Raw genomic sequence first — 19,505 nt, forward strand, 5'->3', positions numbered from 1 at the left:
CAACGCGCTGACCAGGTGCCGGCCGACAAAACCGGTGGCGCCGGTCACCAGCACACTCATTGGTGGATTTGTCACAACGCCACTCCCGCAAAGTCCTTGTCGAGCAATGGATGACTCGAATCCTTCAGTGACAAGTTTTTGACAGGTAACGGCCACGGGATCGACAACGTCGGGTCGTTGACCGACAGGCCGGCCTCGTGATCCGGCGCGTAGTCGGCGTCCGTCAGGTACAGCACCTCGGAATCGTCGGTCAACGACTGGAAGCCGTGGGCGAACCCCGCCGGAATCAACAGGCTGCGCCCGTCGTCAGCCCGCAACTCTTCGGCGTGCCATTGCAAATAGGTGGGCGACTGCGGCCGCAGATCGACGACAACATCCCATACCGCACCGCGTACACAGGTGATCAGCTTGGATTCCGCATACCCGGCTTTCTGATAATGCAGCCCGCGCACACTGCCTTTTTCGACCGTACGCGAGTGATTGATCTGGCGGATAGCAAACGGGTGGCCCTGGGCGGTCAAGCGCGTCTGGCAGAACAGTCGGGCAAAGCGCCCGCGATCATCGCAAAAGACCTTTTGCTCAATCAGGTACAAGCCTTCCAGTTCGGTGGCCTGCAGTGTGAAATCGGTCATGAGCGCTCCTGGTACAGATGCAATTGCTTCAAGGTGACGCCGCGCATGTCATCGCCGTTCTGCCACGCCAGGTGCCAGTCGAGGGTCTGGGTCAGACAGTCCTGCAATGACCAGCGCGGCTGCCAACCCAGCAGCTGACGCGCGCGACTGCTGTCCAGGCGCAGCAGACCGGCCTCGTGCAATTCACTCGGTTCGATGCGCAGGCCGCGCGCTTGCGGCCAGCGGCTGGCAAGTAATTCAACCACCTCACCGACGCTGCACATGTCCGCCTCGCCCGGGCCGAAGTTCCACGCACCGGCGTACTCCGGACCTTGCTCGTAAAGCCCGGCGGCCAACTGCAGATAACCCGCCAACGGCTCCAGGGCGTGCTGCCAGGGGCGCACTGCTTGCGGATAACGCAGGGTCACCGGTTCATCGGCCGACCAGGCCTTGAGCACATCCGGAATCAAGCGCTCGGGGGCAAAATCACCTCCGCCCAGGACGTTGCCCGCACGCGCGGTGGCCAGCGCCAGACCGTGTTCGGCGTACTTTTCGATCGGGAAAAACGAGGCGCCATACGACTGGGCCAACAGCTCGCAGCACGCCTTGCTGCTGCTGTATGGATCGTGGCCGCCGAGGGCTTCGTCTTCGCGATACGGCCACAGCCATTCCCGATTGGCGTAGACCTTGTCGGTGGTTACCAGCACGCAGGCACGCACGCAACCGACCTGACGAATCGCTTCAAGCAGATTGAGCGTGCCCATGACGTTGCTGGAGTAGGTGCCCAGCGGATCGCGATAACCCTCACGCACCAGCGGTTGTGCCGCCAGGTGCAAAACGATTTCCGGTTCGGTGTCGGCAATGATTTCCAGCAAGGCGCCGAGATCACGCAGATCGCCGCGCTGATCGTTGATGCCTTCATGGACCCGGGCCAGTTCGAACAGGCTCGGCTCGGTCGACGGATCGAGGGCGAAACCGGTGACGTCGGCCCCCAGGCTTTGCAGCCAGAGCGTCAGCCAACTGCCTTTGAAGCCAGTGTGGCCCGTCACCAGTACACGTTTGCCCTGCCAGAATTGCGGGCTTAGTCCCATTGCTTCCATGGGGCCTCCCCGCTCTGCCACAGTGCTTCGAGATGGTTCTTGTCGCGCAAGGTGTCCATCGGCTGCCAGAAGCCCGAATGCTCATACGCGCGCAGTTGCTCAAGCTCGGCCAACTGCATCAACGGTTCGGCTTCCCAGCTGGTCGAATCACCCGCAATGTAGGGCAGAACCTGCGGCGACAGAACGAAGAAACCACCATTGATCCAGCCACCGTCGCCACGGGGTTTTTCAGTGAACCCCATGACCTGATCACCGGTACGTTGCAGGGCGCCATAGCGTCCTGGTGGCTGAACAGCCGTCACCGTGGCCATTTTTCCATGAGCTTCGTGAAATTTGAGCAGTGCACCGATATCGACATCCGAGACGCCATCACCGTAGGTAAAACAAAAGGCTTTTTCGTCTTTCAGGTACGGCGCCGTGCGCAATAGACGGCCACCTGTCATGGTTTCCTCACCGGTGTCGACCAGCGTGACGCTCCACGGCTCGCTGTAGTTCTGGTGCACGTCCATGCGGTTTTCGCGCATGTTGAAGGTGACGTCGGAGGTGTGCAGGAAGTAGTTGGCGAAGAAGTCCTTGATCGCATAGCCCTTGTAGCCAAGGCAGATCACGAAGTCGTGGATTCCATGGGCGGAATACTGCTTCATGATGTGCCAGAGAATTGGCTTGCCGCCGATCTCGATCATCGGTTTGGGCTTGAGGTGCGACTCTTCACTGATGCGCGTGCCGAGGCCACCCGCCAAAATAACTGCCTTCATCGTCTCCCCTCTTGTTCTTCACCGGGCTGCGCGCAGCTTTCTTGAGCTTCGCGGGCCTGCTGGCTAAACCTTTTGCCGATTCGGGCACCGCTGGAATGGCCGCGAGCGCTCGTTTTATGGCGATTTGAGGAGGACTTGCAGGAAACGCGCCAGCTGCGCAGGCTCTACGTCGGTGGCGTGCCCGGGCATAAAAAAGGGACGAATCCGACAGTGGATTCGTCCCTTGATCAATGCAGCGTTCACATTATCGAATTGAAGCTATCCAGCCGATCAGCCGATCAGCCGATCAGCCGATCAGCCGATCAGCCGAACATGGCAAACGCATCGCCGGTGGCTGGCAAGTCGTAGACCTGCCCGTCAGCCGTCTGAATGTGTTCGATGGTGTTGCCATTCGCGTACCAGTTCTGCAGCTTGACGCCACTGACAGGGATGCCGGTATTGCCATCATTGGCACTGTGCAAATAAGCGTCATCGCCGATCCGGCTGACACTCAACTGGCTGGCATTGGCGATCGCGTTGAGGATGAGGGTATCGTTCAGGCTATTTCCGCTGTCCTGGATAGTCACCAACCCTGTCGTGTTCACCACGTAAGTGTCGTCATCTTGCCCGCCATCGGCGAAACCACCGGAAGCGTTTTGCCCCGGCAGGTTGAGCACCAGTCGATCCTGGTTGTCGCCACCAAACAATTGGTAGGCATTACCGCTGCCCGTCAGCACGTCGCGGCCGACACCGCCATCAGCCATGCCGTTGACCACGCTGATGCTGTCGTCGCCAGCCTCACCGAACGCCTGGGTACCGAGGTCGTTTTCCGCGCTCTGGATCACATCGTCGCCGGCGCCACCGTAAAGCATGTCCGCCTGCGCGTCGTCGGCCACGCCTGCAAGGCTGATCGGGCCGATATTGGAGACCAGACCGCCATAGAGATGATCGGCACCCTCGCCACCATAAATCAGGTCGCTGCCGCGCCCGCCCTCCAGGTAGTTGCCCGCATCGTTGCCGGTCAGGACATCATTGAAATGACTGCCCATCACCCATTCAATGCTGGTCAGTTGATCATCCTGTGCATCTTCGCCCTGGTTGATACCGGTTTGCAGGTTGACGGTTACCGCTTCGGCACTGGTGATATACCAGGCGCTGTCCAGCCCTTCCCCACCGTCGATCAAGTCACTGCCGCCGCCGCCCATGAATATGTCATCGGCGCTGGAACCGATGAAGCTGTCACGTTGATCGCTGCCCTCAAACAATTCGATGCTGGTGAAATGCGCAGCAGAGTAGCCATCACGATCAGGTGGCGCATCGGCACGCAAATCAATCGTCACGCCCATCATCGAATACTTGAAGCTGACCAGATCACGGCCTTCGGCGCCGTCGAACGTCGGCCATGGCGCCTGTGTCGCGTAGAAGACATCGTCAAACTGACTGCCGCGAAAGTTTTCGACATCCAGGTAGGCATCACCCTGGGCAATCCCCGTACCGTGACCTCCCCAAGTCAGATCAATAGCCACCGCCTGGTCACTGTCGCCATAGCTGACGGTATCGACCCCCTCGCCACCATTGAATGCGTCACCTCCCGCGCCGCCAAAGAACAGGTCATTGCCGCTGCCGCCGATCATCACGTTGTTTTCGGCGTTACCGTAACCGGTAAAGTCGGCTGTACCGGTGTACGTCAGGTTTTCGATAAACGGATCAAGGGTCATCGTTGTCAGGCTGGTGAACAGCGAATCGGTACCGCCGTCCTGCGCCTCGACAAGGGTCACACCGGCAACCCCGACGGTGTAGACATCATCGCCCATTCCGCCGTCGAAAATGACCCCGGCCGTGTTGCTGGTGAAATGATCCGCCGAATAGCTACCGACGATTTTTTCCACATTCAGCAGTACATCATCCTCGGCATTGCCACCCACACCGGGCAGGAAAATTCCGTCGCGGTATTCGACATTTACACCCTCTGCGGAACTCGAATAATCGACGATGTCGTAGCCTTCGGCGCCGTCAAACACGGTGGGCGTATCACCTGAAATAAACACATCGTCAAAGTCCGAACCACGAAACCCTTCGATGTCGGTGTAACGGTCAGACGTTGCAATGCCCGACACCCCGCCACCCAGTGACAGGTTCAAAATGATGCCTTCATCACTGTCGGCGTAGCTGACCATATCAAAGCCTGCGCCACCGAAGAACTCATCGGCACCCGCACCACCGTGCAACACATCATTGCCGGCGCCGCCGATGATCACGTTGTCGGATTCATTGCCGTAGGCAGTGAAATCACCCGAGCCGGTAAACACCAGTTTTTCAACGTATGCGTCAAGCTTGATCGTATTGAGGGAGGTCTGCATCTCATCGTAGCCACCACCCTCAACCTCAATGACGGTCACCCCTTCACTGCCGATGATGTACAGGTCATCGTCCAGATAGCCATCAAAGGTAATACCCGCAGAGTTGCCGACGAACGTGTCACGCCCATAGGTGCCAACGACCTTTTCGATGTTGACCAGCGTGTCGCCATCAGCATCACCACCGCTCACAGCCAACACGCCGTTGTTGAACTCGACGTGCACAGACTCTACGCCATCACCGTAGTAATACACGGTGTCGAACCCCTCTCCTCCATCGAGCAGATCCGCGCCCTTGCTGCCAATCAGAAAATCATCCGACTCCATCCCATAGAGTTGATCATCTTCAGTGGTACCCAGAAGAGAATCCGTTTCACTCGTTCCATTGATCACAGCCATGTGTGTCTTCCCTGCGTTGTGGTTGAAACCTGTCCCTGATGCGATCCCTCACGCATTCGAATGGACGAACATCTGTCATCTATCGACCGAAAATATCGAAGGCTGAGGTACAGGCAAAAAAAAACGCAGACAACCGTGAAGTTGCCTGCGTTTTTTCGTAACCACCGACCTCGGATCAGTCCGGCAGCCAGCCCCACAGCCAGTGATTGAGGTTGTCACCGCGCAACATGAAATCGCGGTGCACCGCCTCTTTCAGTTCATCACCCATGCGGTAACTGGCGTCCGGGTCGGCCAGGTGCATGCGGATCGCCTGCAACCACTCGGCCGTGCTGTTGCTGTAGACCTTGGTACACGGCAAATGGCCGCGATAGGCCTCGGTGTCGGTGCAGATCACCGGGTAGCCGCAGGCTCCGTATTCGAGCAGGCGCAGGTTGCTTTTGCAGTCGTTGAAGATGTGGAACTCCAACGGCGCCAGGGCCAGATCGAGATTCAGGCTCGCCAGTTTGAACGGGTAGCTTTGCAGGCCGATGGTCGAGTGGAATTCATGCACATAGGGGCGCAATCCCTCCGGGCACATACCGAAGAACACCCACTCGACTTCATTGGCAAGCTCGCGCACGACGTCGGCAATGATTTCCAGATCGCCGGTATGACTGGTGCCACCGCCCCAGCCGACGCGGGGTTTTTTCGAGGTGCGACGCTGACTGGTCAAGGTCGCCCACGGATCAGGCGGGAGCATATTCGGCACGATGCGAATCTCGCTGTGCATGCTCGACAACGCATCGGCCAGTGGCTGTGTGGTGACAACCACGCGATCGCAGAGGCCGATGCCCTCGCGCAACATCTGTTCGGTATTGACCGGTTTATTACGCGCGTGGGTGTTCTTTTTCGGCGCGCTGACGATGTAGTCGTCGAGTTCGAAAATACGTAATGCGCCGGAGTATTTCTTCATGCGCAGAATGTCCCCGGCAGCGCCCTCGCTGTAGCGGCCCTGGAGGATGATGGTGTCCGGTGAAAGGCGTTCGATCTCGACGGTCGAGGGTGACTCGTATGCCACCCGGGCAATCACTCGGCCGGCAGCTTCAAGTTCACTCAAAGGGGCCGTGACCCGATAAAAACCCACGGCCGAACTGTTCACGGGCAACCCGAGCACCAGCGGCAAATCACGGCTGCAGAACGGATTCCAGTTATCGCGCAACGACGGCTCCAGGCTGAAGCTCGACACCCCCAGGCTCAACGCCGGACTGTAGGCCGGGTCCTTGGCGATCTTCGGCAGCCAGCGACGATAGAAGGTTTCCTGCTCCTGCTCGCGCAGCGCCGCCGTGGCCGCCCCCGCTGCAGGTGTTGCGTGCGGCGCGAGGACCACGCTGGCGTAAGGCGTCCAGACCAGCAGATAGCCCGCCTGACCGGCACGCAGACACAGGTCGACATCGCTCAGGCCGAGGCTGAAAGTCTGCTCGTCAAACTGCTGCAACTCTTCGAAGACTTGCTTGCGCAGCATCAGGCAGTGACTGCTGAGCGCGCTCCAGTTCTGCGTGACATGCAGACGTTGCATGTAGCCGCGCGAAGCTGCGTCCTCGCCATAAAAAGGCGAGCCCACCGGCCCCGCCAACCCGAGAATCATCCCCGCGCTGACAATTGAACCGTCGGGCCCGAGAATCCTCGCGCCGACGGCGGCAACTTCCGGACGTCGCGCATGGTTGAGCAACTCGTCGAGCCAGTCGCCTTCGCAAATCACACTGTGTGCGCTGAGCAACAACAAGTATTCACCCGAGGCTTGCTCGGCGGCGAAATTACGGATGGCCGCGTCGTTCGCATCGCCGGCATAACGCACCACCCGCAACATCGCTGCCCCCAGCTGAGCCATGGCATCAAGCCATTCGCCCATGGCTGTGTCGCCGGCACCGGTGTCAACGATCAGGATCTCGTAATGGCCGTAGGCGGTACGCTCGATCACGCTTTCGACGCAACGCTGCAAGGCGAACAACGCATCGCCCGCCTGCACGATGATCGAGACTTTAGGCTGCCCTTCGAGAAAATAATCGACGCGATTGATCAACGGCAAGGCGTCGTGGCGGATGGCATGCGCCACGCCGATACGGTCGAGATGCGCGGAAACCATCGCCGCGTTGCGCTCTATCACCGCAGGCAACGACAGCCAGTCGGCGTACGTCAGGCTCGACTCCAGTTGAATCTCGGCAATGTGCTCGATCGCTTGGGGCCCGGCGGCTTCCACCAGGCGCCAGAGCAGATCGTGCGGCGCCAACTCACCTTGCACCGGGTCAAAACCGCCGTGCTCGATAAAGCCCTGGCACGCGAACGCGAGCGTGCGCCCGACATACGGATAGGCACGCATGAGATCGAGATTGAAGTCGGGCTTGAACACCGGATCAATCGACTCACCGCCGATCAATGCGCCTTCATCGCTGTAGGCGCACTGCATGTGTTGCGAGGCGCTGATGCGCTCGGCCAGAATCAGCAGGGAAGATTCGCTGAGCCGATCGCCCGCATGCAGCAGATAAAACCAGTCGGCACCTTCCAGTTGCGGCACCACGGCATTCAGCTGGCGCGCCCAATCCTGCTGGAACGGTAACTGGACAACCCGCTCACGGGCCGGGCACATCGCATCGGACAAGAGCAACACCGCTTGCGCAGAATAGAGCTGGGCGTCGAGGCTCGCCAGGGTGACCTCAAGCGCCCCGGCATCGGCACCGCTGTCGATGATGATCGGCACGATTTTCGCGCGTGAGGCCCAGCGGTCGATGCGTTGCGGCAGGAGCTTCTGCTCAATGTCGGAAAAGCGTCGGATCGCCAGCCACTCGCGATAGAAATCCGCGTAGCTCTCACTGCTACCGCCGACGCGGCCGTTCACCACAGTGTTGCGATTACCCAGAATGCGCGCCACGCACAGTTCTTCCCAGGCATGCAGCGGGCCGTTGATTTTGCTCAGTTCGATGTAACGCACCCAGCCCGACGCAGGCGCCGCCTCACCCGTGCGGGCGGCCAGCATTTGCGTCAGCCACGTCCACTCGACGGTTGCAGCGCGAAGCATTTCGGGGGTCTTACTGAAGCGCTCGGGGTACAGCCGCTCGGTGCTCAACACCGTACTCAAGGCCGCCATGTTGCCGCGACGCAGCAGGCACACGAACAAGGCGAAATCGAGCATCGCGACAAACCCGGCACCTTCTTGAATCAGCGACGGCAACAGCTCCAGCACATCGGCGCGACGCATGAGTGTCGAGCTGAAATTACCGATGAAATTCTTCGGTGTGCTGGCAAAAATCGCCAGCATGTCTTCACCTTTCAGTACGGCGTCCTGGGGCGAAAAACGGCAGTTGTCGACCCGTGGCGGCAGGATGAAATTGCCCGCATCACTGAACATACGCAATGCGCACACCAGGTTGACGTCAGCGTGCTCCACCAGCACCTGGGCCTGCAGCGCAATGCTCGGGGCGAACAGCCGATCGTCATCGCACAACACTTTGACGAACTCGCCCTGCGCCTCTTCGATGCAACGCAAGACATTCTTCTGCAAGCCCAGACGCTGCGGATTACGCAGGTAACGGACCGGGCACGCCGGCTCGACAAACGATTCGACGATGTCGCGAATACGCTCATCCGCAGAGTCATCGCAGACAACAATTTCAAGATGTTCGTAAGTCTGCGCGAGGGCGCTCATCAACGCCTGTTCAAAGAAGCGCGGATTGCAAGCGGGGATGACGATGCTGACGAGGGGGTGTTGATTCACGGCGGGTAACTCTCGAGCGGCGGGTCCCTGCCCTGTTCAGGCAGAGACCCCGTAACCGCTTAGGAAAAGACGGTTGGCAACTCGACAGGCACGACTCAGATCTTGTTGAACAAGCCCAGTTGCGCAATCTTGCTGAAGGCCAGTTGCGAAGCTTGCAGCATGGTCTGTTGCAGGGTCAGGCGAGTCATCACTTCGGCCGGATCCGAGTCACGGATCGACGATTGCGTTTGCGCGTTGGCCAGCACCAGCGACTGGTTGGTATCGCTCTGGGTGACCAGCGAGGCGCCGCGACCACCGACCGAGCTGATCGCGCTGGACAATTGATCGGTGCCGCTGGCCAGGTTGGCCTGACCGGAAGCCAGACCTGCCTGCAATTTCTGCGTGGCGATCGGATCACCATTGGTTGGCGTGTTCAGCACGCTTTTCAACTGGCTCACGGTGTCCAGAATGTTCTGGGTTTCGTGGGTGTTGACGGCCACGCTGAATTGGTCGTCTGCCGCCGGGGTGCCCGTCAGATTGAAGCTCACGCCCGATGCGGTAGCAACACCTGCAACCACGGTACCGCTGGATACTGGCTTGCTGTCGGCCGTCAATGGCGCGGCATACAGATCAAACGCGGTGGCGCTGGTGAATTTCATCACCGCCGAACCGGTCGGGAAACTGGCGTGATACGCCGCCGGGTCACTGATGCTGCTGCCAGTCACCTGAGCCGAAGACGGGTTGCCCGGGCTGCGGGTAGCGGTGAAGCTGTCCGGCTTGGCTGCCAACGTGAACGTGTGGCCCGGCAACACTGTGCCAGGCACGTCACCCGCCTGCAGATTGATGTTCAGGTTCAGATCGACGCCGCGGAAGCTGACGGTCTGACCGGCCTTGTTGGTCGGATCAAACGTACCACCCTGGCTGGCTTCGGCGGTCACATCGTTACCCGCCGAGTCGGTGATCTTCAACTGCGTACCGCTGACGAACGACACGTTGTACGGCTCGCCGCTGCGGAACTTGCTGTTATACGTCACGCTCGAGGACACCTGGCCATTGGACAGGGTCACGCGACCATCATCGACGGCCGGCGCAGTCATGGACACCTGGCTGCGGCTAGTGTTGACGGCTTGCTGGAACGCTTCCCAACCGGTGACGTTGGTGGCCATTTTCATGGTGTCGCCAATCGCCAGATCGAGGGTCACCTGGTCGCCGTTGTAGCTGTAGGTGCCGTCGTCGTTGCGGGAGAACGGAACGGTGTCGCCCTTGGAACCGGCGAAAATGTACTTGCCGTTTTCATCTTTGCTGTTCATCAGGCTGAGCAGTTGCTCTTCGATCTGCCCCAGCTCCGAAGCAGTCGCCTGACGGTCGGCGTCGGTGTAACCGGCGTTACCGGCACCGACAGCCAATTCACGGGCGCGCTGCAGGACGTTGGTGATGCTGGTCATGACCGATTCGGCTGTACCCAGAGTGCCCTTGATGGTGGTGGCATTGGTTTCGTACTGATCCAGCATCGAAGCCTGTTGACCCAATTGCAGCAGACGCGAGGCACCCACCGGATCATCTGCCGCCGTGTTGACGCGCACGAGGCTGCTTGCCTCTTCGCTGCTCTTGACCACGTTGGCAAAGTTTTTCTGATAGTTGGCTGCCGAGGACTCGTAAAACTGGCCGGTAGAAATGCGCATGGTTTACGACTCCTTAAAGACTGTTGATCAGTGTGCTGAAGATTTCCTGCGCAGCCTTGATGATCTGCGAGGACGCGGTGTAGTACTGCTGAAACTTGACCAGGTTGCCGGTTTCTTCGTCGAGGTCGACGCCGGACAGCGAATCGCGAGCGCCTTTGGCGTTGGCGAGGATCGCTTCAGTGGCGGCGCTGTCGAGTTTGCCCTGGGCGGCCTTGGCGCCCACGCCTTCGACCAGCTTGCCGTAGGCGTCGGTCAGGGAAATACCTTTGCTGGCCGAACCGGTGTCGACGGTTTGCTTGGTCTGCAAATCAGCCAGTGCGGTGCCGTTGCGGTTGTCCAGCGTGCCGGGCTGGCTGAGCGACACGTTGATCGCCGAACCCGAGCTTGGAGAGCCGGCAATGGTCATGTCGAAGCTGACGGAGTACTGAGTCGCAGGCGCTGGCGGAATCGCCGCACCGGTCGAGTCCTTGAGCGGAATGCTCAGGCTCAAGGTATTGCTTTGTCCTGGCTTGATGGTGCCGCTGCTGAGCACGCCACCCTTGGCATCCAGCAACTGATAACCCTGGCTGGTGCCATCGGCCGACGGATCACCAAACACCACTTTGACCGGCGTCGAATACTTCATGCCGTTCTGCATCGCGGTGGTGGTCGTCGCATCGTAGATGTCGAACTGGGTCGTCAGGGTCGGTTGACCGCTGGCCGGAATCGACAGCGTGCCGCTACCGCCCGGAGCAATGGCGGCGCCCAACGGAGCGGCGATGGCCAGACGTTTGGAGTCGGTCATCTCGGTCTTGATGTTGGTGGCGGCATTGCGGGTCGGGGTGATCTTGAACGTGTCGCCCGCCGCTGCCGTGCCGCCGGTGAGTTTCAACGAGAAGCCGTCGATGACCGGTGGTGGGTTGGTGGTGGTGCTGAACGCGCCCATCGCGGTGCCTTCCGGCAGACGCTGCACGGTGTAGTCCGTGGCGCTGGTGAAAGTCACTTTGTAATCGTTGATGGTCAACTTGCCGGTGTCTTCGATGCTGACATCGAATTTGCCTGAACCGACGCTGTTGCCAATCGTGGCGGTGCTGCGCGAAGACATGTTGGCAGCGGTGTTGATGCTGTTGAACAGGTTGCCGCCGAAGTCACCGTTCTTGTCGATGCCTTGCGCCTGAATCGTGTTCATCTGATCGGCAACGACCAGCGCGACGCGACCCAGTTCGTTCATTGCCGGGTCGAGCACGGTGCTGCGATAACGCAGCAGGCCGCCAATCTCGCCACCGGTGATGCCCGAGGTGATGTCGATGGTGCTGGAGCCGTTATTGAGCTGCAGGGCCATGCGCGATGGATCGGTTTTGCTTGGCGTGACTTCCAGCTTGCTGACCGTGCTGCCCATCACCAGCGGCTGACCGTTACCCAGGTAGATGTCCATGTTGCCGTCACGTTCGACGACCTGTGCGCCGGTGAAGGTCGACAGCTGACGAATCGTCTCGTTACGCGCATCGAGCAGCTCGTTGGGCTGCCCGCCGGCGTTGGAGATTTCGGAAATCTTCTGGTTCAGTTGGCCGATGGTCGCAGCGAGCTTGTTGACCTGGTCGGCCATGCTCGACAGGTTGCCGTTGATGTCCTGGTTCTGCGCATTCAACTGGCTGGACACCGAGTTGAAACGCGCGCTCAAGGCCTGCGCATCGCTGAGCAGCAGTTGGCGCGAAGCATCATCACCCGGCTTGGCGTTGACGTTCTGCACCGAGGCGAAGAACTTGGTCAGCGCGCCATTGAGGCCGGTGCCGCTGTCGGACAACAACTTGTCCAGTGGGGTGGCTTGCCCCAGATACGCCGCTGCATCGCTGTTGAGCGAGGTGGTGGTCTGCAACTGGGCGTCGATGTAGCTGTTGTACACCCGGCGCACGTCGGCCAGGGTGGTACCGGTGCCGATCCAGAGGTTGCCGTTCTGAATCGAGCTTTTTGAATTCTGCACGGTTTGCTGGCGCGAGTAGCCGGCCGTATCGACGTTGGCAATGTTGTTGCCGGTCACCATCAACGAAGATTGGCTAGCGGATAAACCCGACATCCCGATGTTGAGCAAACTCATGGTTCAAACCTTACTTTATGTTTTATAGAGGCGTTGTCGTAACGCCCGCCGCAGCGTAGTTCTGAGTTACGTTCATCTGCTTGGCAATCTGCGAAATCTTTGTCGCGTAGTTCGGGTCGGTGGCGTAACCGGCCTTTTGCAACTCACGTACAAACTGTTCTGGGTTATCGGCCGACTTCAGCACTTCTTGATAGCGATTATTGCTCTGCAGCAAAGTCACCAGATCGTGGAAGCTGTCCTTGTACGAGGCGTAGGAACGGAACTCGGCCGTCTCCTTGACCATCGCACCGTTGCGGAACTCGCTGGTGATCGCACGGGCCGAATCGCCCTTCCAGTTGCTGCTCGCCTTGATGCCGAACAGGTTGTGGCTGCTGCTGCCATCCTGTGCGCGCATGACCGATTTGCCCCAGCCGGTTTCCAGTGCGGCTTGCGCCACCAGATAACGCGGATCGACGCCGATGCGGTCGGCAGCTTCCTTGGCCATCGGCAGCATGGTGTTGACGAATTCGTCGGCGGAACTGAAGGCTTTCTTCGCCGGTGCCAACGGAATCTGCGCCATGGCGCGACCGTAAACCTGCATCTGGCCGCCGGAGGCTTTTTCGTTTTCCGCACGGGCCAGCCAGTCGCCGTTGTACAACGCGCCGGAGCCGGTCGTCGCCGCCGCCGTCGTTGCGCGTTGCGGCAATTGCGTCGTGGCATTGGTCGTGGCCGACGGCACCAGGCCGGCGAGCAAACGGTCGGCCAGTTTCGGCGGCAAGGCCAGACGGCGCTGGTTGATCATTTCCATGTCATTGCGATGCGCCAACTGCGTGTTCGGTGCATTCACCGAGCGCGACGCCCACAACGGACGCTCACCATTGAGGCGCGACAACGGCCCATTGGTGGCGACGGTGCCGGCAGCAATCGGCGTTGCCACGGCAGCGGCCTTGGCCAGGGCGGCTTCCTGCTTGGCGGCGGACGCGGCAGCCGCCTCGCCCGGCGCCAGCGGTTTGTTCTTCGACATCTGGCGCATCAGCACGTCGGCCAGGCCAATACCACCGCCCTCACGGGACAGCGACACCGCCAATTGCTGGTCGTACATTTCCTGATACTGCTTGGCTGCCGGCGTGTTCAGCGGGTTGTCCTGGCCCAGTGCCTCAGTGGCCGAACGCATCGACTTGAGCATTTCGCCGAGGAACAGCGATTCGAATTCCTGCGCCACCTTGCGCATGTTCGCATCGCTGTCCTTGTCGCCGACCTTGAGCTGGTTCAGACGATTGAGGTCAGAGTAAGACCCCGAATCGCTGCTACTGACCAGACCGCTTTTGCGCATATCCATAAAGGTCGGCCTCAGATCACGATCAGGTCGGCTTGCAACGCGCCGGCCTGCTTCAATGCTTCAAGGATCGCCATCAAGTCACCCGGCGCCGCGCCGACCTGGTTCACCGCACGCACGATCTCGTCGAGGGTGGTGCCCGGGCCGAATTTGAACATCGGTTTGGCTTCCTGCTCGGCGTTGACCCGCGAGCGTGGCACGACAGCGGTCTGGCCGTTGGACAGCGGACCTGGCTGGCTGACAATCGGGTCTTCGGTGATGGTCACGGTCAGGCTGCCGTGGGTCACGGCGGCTGGCGAGACTTTCACGTTCTGGCCAATGACGATGGTGCCGGTGCGCGAGTTGATGATGACTTTCGCCACAGCCTGGCCCGGATCGACTTCGAGGTTTTCCAGGATCGACAGATAATCGACGCGCTGGCTCGGATCGAGCGGTGCCGTCACACGTACCGAGCCGCCGTCGATGGCTTGGGCCACGCCAGGGCCGAGCATGTCGTTGATCTTGTCGACGATGCGCTTGGCAGTGGTGAAGTCGGAACGGTTGAGGTTCAGCGTCAGGCTGTTGCCCTGATTGAAACCACTCGGTACCGAACGCTCCACCGAAGCACCGCCGGGGATGCGACCGGCCGACGGAACGTTGACGGTGATCTTCGAACCGTCACGGCCTTCAGCATCAAAACCGCCGACCACCAGGTTGCCCTGAGCGACCGCATAGACGTTGCCATCGATACCCTTGAGCGGGGTCAGCAACAGGGTGCCGCCACGCAGGCTCTTGGAGTTACCGATCGAGGACACGGTGATGTCGACCTGCTGACCCGGTTTGGCGAACGCCGGCAAGTCGGCACTGATCGACACCGCCGCGACGTTTTTCAGCTGCACGTTGCCCGATCCCGGCGGTACCTTGATACCGAACTGCGAGAGCATGTTGTTGAAGGTCTGCAGGGTGAACGGGGTTTGCGTCGTCTGGTCGCCGGTGCCGTTAAGCCCGACCACCAGGCCGTAACCGATCAACTGGTTGGAGCGCACGCCGGAAATGCTGGCGATATCTTTCAGCCGCTCGGCGTGGGCACCAAAGGCTGCGGACATCAAGGTCGCAGCCAGCATCAGGTGTTTGAAATTCAACGTAGCCACCTAGAAAGGGAACAGCGGGCTGAGGAAGAAACGGTCGAACCAGCCTGGCTGACTCGTATCGGCAAACGCGCCGGTACCCGAGTAGGTGATGCGAGCATCGGCGACCCGGGTCGACGACACCGTGTTGTCCGTGGCGATGTCATCGGCGCGCACCAGGCCGGCAATGCGGACCAATTCGTCACCCGTGTTCAGCGTCAGCCACTTCTCGCCGCGCACGGCGATGATGCCGTTGGGCAGCACGTCGGCGACGGTCACAGTGATCGAACCGGTCAGGCTGTTGCTCTGCCCGGACTTGGCATCACCCTTGGTCGAGCGGTCGGCACTGTAGCCAGCGTTCAGACTCAGGTCGTTGCCGCCAATCGGGTTGTTGGTGGTCAGGCTGGAACCGAACAACGAGGTCAGGCCGATCTTGTTGTCACTGTTCTTGTCCATCTGCGAGTTGGCGTTCTTGCTCGCCTGCGTGCGCTCGTTCAGGGTGATGGTGATGATGTCACCGACCCGGAACGCCTTGCGGTCGCTGTACAGGTTCTGCTCGAAGCCGGCCTGATAGATCGAGCCGTTATTGGCGGCCGCCGGCAACGGCGTGCGCGGCAACACCGGAGCGTAGTAAGGGTCATTGGGCTTGGGCGTCGGAGCGACGCAGCCCGCGAGCGAGACGACCCCACTCAATGCCAGAACAGATACGAAGCGATTCATGACCCTACCTCACGGTGTTGCAGGCGACCTCATGGCCGCCTCATAGACTTGATTACAGATTCTGCGTTACGAACGAGAGCATCTGGTCGGCGGTGGAGATCACCTTGGAGTTCATCTCGTAGGCGCGCTGAGTGGTGATCATGTTGACCATCTCTTCAACGGTGCTGACGTTGGACGTTTCCAGGGTGTTCTGCAGCGTGGTACCGAAACCGTTCAGGCCTGGCGTACCGACTTGCGGTGCGCCGGAAGCGGCGGTTTCCAGGAACAGGTTGTTGCCCACGGCTTGCAGGCCGGCCGGGTTGATGAAGTCGGCAGTTTGCAGGTTGCCGATCACTTGCGAAGCCGGGTTGCCGGCAACGGTGATCGACACGGTGCCGTCACGACCGACGGTGAAGGTCTGGGCGTTGTTTGGGATGACAATCGCTGGCTCCAGAGCAAAGCCGCTGGCGTTCACCACCTGACCGTTGGAGTCGAGGTGGAAGGTACCGTCACGGGTGTAGGACGTGGTGCCGTCCGGCTGCAGGATCTGGAAGAAACCGCGACCGTCTACCGCCAGGTCGAGCGGCTGCTCGGTGGTTTGCAGGCTGCCGGCAGTGAAGTTTTTCTGCGTGCCGACGATGCGCACACCGGTACCCACTTGCAGACCCGACGGCAGTTCGCTGTCCTGAGTCGACTGGGCGCCTGGCTGACGCTTGATCTGATACAGCAGGTCCTGGAACTCGGCGCGGTCACGTTTGAAACCCGTGGTCGAGACGTTGGCCAGGTTGTTGGAAATAGTAGTCAGGTTGGTGTCCTGGGCGGACAGACCTGTTTTGGCAACCCATAGAGCCGGAAGCATTCGATTCTCCTCGTGCGCCTGTTTTACGGCGCGACGTTCTGATAATTAGCTGATCTGCAAGACCCGAGCCATGGCCTGGTCGTCGTCTTTGGCGGTGTTCATCATCTTGACGTGCAACTCGAACTGCTTGGCCAGCGCCAGCACCGAGGTCATCTCTTCGACGGCATTGACGTTGCTCGACTCAAGGAAACCCGAGACCAGTTTGACGTTGGCATCGGCCGGCGCCGGTTGGCCGTCCTTGGTATAAATCGAGCCGTCGAGGCCTTTGTTCATGTTCTTGATGTCGGGGTTGACCAGCTTGATGCGGTCGACTTCCGCCATGACGCGCGGGCCTTCACCCATTGCACGAATGCTGATGGTGCCGTCTTCGCCGACTTCGACTTGCTGCTCCGGCGGCACGGCGATCGGACCGCCGTTGCCCATGACCGGCATGCCGTTGCCGGCGCGCAGTACGCCAAGGGCGTCGATGTTGAGGCTGCCGGTGCGCACGTAGCTTTCGCCACCGTTAGGGTTCTGCACGGCGATAAAACCGTTGCCGGTCACGGCGACGTCGAGGTCCCGACCGGTCTGCACCAGCGAGCCCGGCGTGAAGTCGGTGGCCGGCCGTTCGCTCATGGCAAACGCACGCGCCGGAAAGACGTCACCAAACACCGGCATCGAACGCGCCTGCTCCAGATCGCGCTGAAAACCGTTGGTGGAGATGTTCGCCAGGTTGTTGGCATGCGCCTTTTGCGCCAGTGCGTTCTGGCTGGCGCCGGTCATTGCCACATAAAGGTACTTGTCCACACTCTTTCCTCTGCATGCCGGACGTTTGCCGCCCACCGCTGTACTGCTGAGCCATAAGCAATTTGCAGACCAACTTTTTTCTGGCGGCGCGAGGCCCGGTAAACAAAGGACTTGGGGGATGATGGGGGGAAATTTGAAATGTATCGAAGTCGAAAAACCGGCGGTGTTATGCCGCTTGGCGGCAATACCGATCTCGGGCTGGATGAATAACCCTGTGGCGAGGGGATTTATCCCCGATGGGTGGCGAAGCCGCCCCGCTTTTCCTTCAGGACGACCTCATTTGCAGGTTTTGCGACTGCTGCGCAGCCGATCGGGGATAAATCCCCTCGCCACAAAAGTTCTTCTCACCACTGTGTTGCTTTTAGCTTTCGGGGTCTTTGCCGACTTCGTATTCACGCAGTTTGTTGGCAATGGTGGTGTGCGAAACCCCCAGTCGTTTGCCCAACTGCCGGCTGCTCGGATGCTCGGAATACAAACGCTCCAGCACCGCTTTCTCGAAGCGCCCGACAATCTCGTCGAGCCCGCCCTCCAGCGAAAAATCGCCAAGCGGCTGACGCACGCCGTAATCCGGCAAGCGAATATGCTCGGCTTTCACCGTGCCGCCATCGCACAACGAAACCGCCTGGAACAGCACGTTCTCCAATTGCCGCACGTTGCCCGGCCAATGGTAATGACTGAGCCGATCCATCGCCGCCGGCGCCAGTTTGGGCAGTGAACAGCCGATCTGCCGACTGGCCTGATCGAGGAAGTGCTCGACCAGCGGCGTCAAGCCGTCGAGGCATTCGCGCAGTGGCGGAATGTGCAGCGAGAGCACGTTCAAACGGTGATACAAATCCTGGCGAAACTCGCCGCGCGCGCACAATTCCGATAAGTCGACCTGCGTCGCGCAGATCACCCGCACATCCAGATAAACCTCTTCATCGCTGCCGACACGACGGAAGCAGCCGTCTTGCAGAAAGCGCAGCAACTTCACCTGCAAGCGCGGGCTCATTTCGCCAACGCCGTCAAGAAACAGTGTGCCGCCCGCCGTCAGTTCCAGCAGGCCGAGCTTGCCTTCGGCGCGAGCGCCTTCGAACGCGCCAGGGCCGTAGCCGAACAACTCGGTTTCGGCCATCGATTCCGGCAGGCCAGCGCAGTTGAGTGCCATCAACGGCGATTGCCCGCGCGGGCTGGCGAGGTGACAGGCGCGCGCCAGCAATTCCTTGCCGGTGCCGGTTTCCCCTTCAATTAATAGAGGCGCATCCAGCGGTGCCATGCGCCGGGCTTCACGCACCACCGCCGCCATGACTTTCGAACTCTGGAAGATGCTGTCGAAACCACGCAGCTCTTGTTTACGCACGTTGTAGATACGCTCGCCCACACGATCCGCGCGATGCAATGTCAGCACCGCACCGGCCATGGCTTCGCTGTCGTCATGCTCTGACTGCAGCGGCGCGATGTCGGCGAGAAAGATGTCGCCCTTGACCTTGACGCGCATGCCGTTGATCCGCGATTTGTTGGCGCGCACCAGTTCCGGCAAATCGAAATCCTCGGCGTACCGCGACAACGGAATGCCCGGCACCTCATCGACCCGCACGCCGAGCAATTGTGCCGCCGCGCGGTTGGCCGCGACGATCGAACCGCCCATGTCGATCGACAATACCGGAAACTCCAGCGCGCCGAGCAAGGCGTTCAGTTCCATGTGCCGACGCTCGCTGGGCATCAGCCCTACCCGCTTGACGCCGAACACCCCGGCAATCGCCTCGAACTTCGGCCGCAGCGCCTGGAATTGAATGTTGATCAGGTTCGGGCAATGCAGGTAGATCGCGTTGCCGTGCTCACCACCGACCTCGCCGCGCGCGACGTTGATCCCGTAGGCCACCAGCAGGTTAAGAATGTCGCGCAGGATGCCGATGCGGTTCTGGCAGTGGACTTTGATACGCATATAAATCGCCCGAATAAACGATGAGGAACCTGTAGGCCTTCGCCTGCTCGCGATGGCTTTGGGTCAGTTGATATTGATGCTGACTGATACACCGCTATCGCGAGCAGGCGAAGGCCTACAGGGGACCGCGCC

The 19,505-nt window shown here is 60.2% G+C and carries 13 protein-coding genes; all 13 read right to left on the bottom strand.

The genetic code is table 11. The annotated features are described in order from the left end of the window. Positions 1 to 71: 71 nt before the first annotated feature. Positions 72 to 632, bottom strand: coding sequence for a dTDP-4-dehydrorhamnose 3,5-epimerase (gene rfbC, locus ACQ4MY_RS20060; RefSeq protein ID WP_440096248.1), 561 nt, complete (start codon positions 630 to 632; stop codon positions 72 to 74). Further along, complete coding sequence (rfbG, locus tag ACQ4MY_RS20065; RefSeq protein ID WP_008077083.1) at positions 629 to 1,711, bottom strand: CDP-glucose 4,6-dehydratase; 1,083 nt, start codon at positions 1,709 to 1,711, stop codon at positions 629 to 631. The genes rfbC and rfbG overlap by 4 nt, the downstream gene beginning before the upstream one ends. Further along, the gene (gene rfbF, locus ACQ4MY_RS20070) at positions 1,693 to 2,466 is read right to left on the bottom strand and encodes a glucose-1-phosphate cytidylyltransferase (protein WP_008077084.1); all 774 of its coding nucleotides are present in this window, start codon (positions 2,464 to 2,466) and stop codon (positions 1,693 to 1,695) included. Before rfbF ends, rfbG begins: the two co-directional genes overlap by 19 nt. A 302-nt stretch (positions 2,467 to 2,768) precedes the next feature. After that, positions 2,769 to 5,201 carry a calcium-binding protein gene (locus ACQ4MY_RS20075; protein ID WP_440096249.1) on the bottom strand — a complete coding sequence of 811 codons (2,433 nt, stop codon included), beginning with the start codon at positions 5,199 to 5,201 and terminating at the stop codon, positions 2,769 to 2,771. 175 nt (positions 5,202 to 5,376) lie between these two features. Next, entirely contained in the window at positions 5,377 to 8,949 is a 3,573-nt protein-coding gene (locus ACQ4MY_RS20080; protein ID WP_440096251.1) for a glycosyltransferase, read from the bottom strand. 95 nt (positions 8,950 to 9,044) lie between these two features. Beyond that, positions 9,045 to 10,610 carry a flagellar hook-associated protein 3 gene (locus tag ACQ4MY_RS20085; protein WP_440096252.1) on the bottom strand — a complete coding sequence of 522 codons (1,566 nt, stop codon included), beginning with the start codon at positions 10,608 to 10,610 and terminating at the stop codon, positions 9,045 to 9,047. Positions 10,611 to 10,623: 13 nt separating this feature from the next. Continuing rightward, complete coding sequence (flgK, locus tag ACQ4MY_RS20090) at positions 10,624 to 12,684, bottom strand: flagellar hook-associated protein FlgK (RefSeq protein WP_440096253.1); 2,061 nt, start codon at positions 12,682 to 12,684, stop codon at positions 10,624 to 10,626. A 22-nt stretch (positions 12,685 to 12,706) separates the two neighbouring features. Further along, positions 12,707 to 14,002, bottom strand: a complete 1,296-nt coding sequence (gene flgJ, locus ACQ4MY_RS20095) for a flagellar assembly peptidoglycan hydrolase FlgJ (protein ID WP_440096254.1) — start codon at positions 14,000 to 14,002, stop codon at positions 12,707 to 12,709. A gap of 11 nt (positions 14,003 to 14,013) precedes the next feature. Further along, the gene (locus ACQ4MY_RS20100) at positions 14,014 to 15,102 is read right to left on the bottom strand and encodes a flagellar basal body P-ring protein FlgI (RefSeq protein ID WP_081500479.1); all 1,089 of its coding nucleotides are present in this window, start codon (positions 15,100 to 15,102) and stop codon (positions 14,014 to 14,016) included. Between the two features lie 27 nt (positions 15,103 to 15,129). Then, on the bottom strand, positions 15,130 to 15,825 hold the full coding sequence (flgH, locus tag ACQ4MY_RS20105) for a flagellar basal body L-ring protein FlgH (protein WP_158830659.1): 696 nt from the start codon (positions 15,823 to 15,825) through the stop codon (positions 15,130 to 15,132). Positions 15,826 to 15,877: 52 nt separating this feature from the next. Beyond that, positions 15,878 to 16,663, bottom strand: a complete 786-nt coding sequence (flgG, locus tag ACQ4MY_RS20110; protein WP_008085973.1) for a flagellar basal-body rod protein FlgG — start codon at positions 16,661 to 16,663, stop codon at positions 15,878 to 15,880. A gap of 45 nt (positions 16,664 to 16,708) precedes the next feature. Next, complete coding sequence (locus tag ACQ4MY_RS20115; RefSeq protein ID WP_008085975.1) at positions 16,709 to 17,449, bottom strand: flagellar basal body rod protein FlgF; 741 nt, start codon at positions 17,447 to 17,449, stop codon at positions 16,709 to 16,711. A 361-nt stretch (positions 17,450 to 17,810) separates the two neighbouring features. Further along, positions 17,811 to 19,373 carry a sigma-54-dependent phenylalanine hydroxylase transcriptional regulator PhhR gene (locus ACQ4MY_RS20120; RefSeq protein WP_008085977.1) on the bottom strand — a complete coding sequence of 521 codons (1,563 nt, stop codon included), beginning with the start codon at positions 19,371 to 19,373 and terminating at the stop codon, positions 17,811 to 17,813. Positions 19,374 to 19,505: the final 132 nt, after the last annotated feature.

Origin of the sequence: Pseudomonas sp. SM4 (assembly GCF_051913165.1) — a bacterium.
Classification (GTDB): domain Bacteria; phylum Pseudomonadota; class Gammaproteobacteria; order Pseudomonadales; family Pseudomonadaceae; genus Aquipseudomonas.

What these genes read in the sequence shown, in the direction of transcription:
- ACQ4MY_RS20085 (WP_440096252.1), bottom strand. Translation starts at nt 10,610, where the DNA reads ATGCGCATTTCTACCGGCCAGTTTTACGAGTCCTCGGCAGCCAACTAT.
- ACQ4MY_RS20120 (WP_008085977.1), bottom strand. Translation starts at nt 19,373, where the DNA reads ATGCGTATCAAAGTCCACTGCCAGAACCGCATCGGCATCCTGCGCGAC.
- flgJ (WP_440096254.1), bottom strand. Translation starts at nt 14,002, where the DNA reads ATGGATATGCGCAAAAGCGGTCTGGTCAGTAGCAGCGATTCGGGGTCT.
- rfbG (WP_008077083.1), bottom strand. Translation starts at nt 1,711, where the DNA reads ATGGAAGCAATGGGACTAAGCCCGCAATTCTGGCAGGGCAAACGTGTA.
- ACQ4MY_RS20100 (WP_081500479.1), bottom strand. Translation starts at nt 15,102, where the DNA reads ATGCTGGCTGCGACCTTGATGTCCGCAGCCTTTGGTGCCCACGCCGAG.
- rfbC (WP_440096248.1), bottom strand. Translation starts at nt 632, where the DNA reads ATGACCGATTTCACACTGCAGGCCACCGAACTGGAAGGCTTGTACCTG.
- flgK (WP_440096253.1), bottom strand. Translation starts at nt 12,684, where the DNA reads ATGAGTTTGCTCAACATCGGGATGTCGGGTTTATCCGCTAGCCAATCT.
- ACQ4MY_RS20075 (WP_440096249.1), bottom strand. Translation starts at nt 5,201, where the DNA reads ATGGCTGTGATCAATGGAACGAGTGAAACGGATTCTCTTCTGGGTACC.
- flgH (WP_158830659.1), bottom strand. Translation starts at nt 15,825, where the DNA reads ATGAATCGCTTCGTATCTGTTCTGGCATTGAGTGGGGTCGTCTCGCTC.
- flgG (WP_008085973.1), bottom strand. Translation starts at nt 16,663, where the DNA reads ATGCTTCCGGCTCTATGGGTTGCCAAAACAGGTCTGTCCGCCCAGGAC.
- rfbF (WP_008077084.1), bottom strand. Translation starts at nt 2,466, where the DNA reads ATGAAGGCAGTTATTTTGGCGGGTGGCCTCGGCACGCGCATCAGTGAA.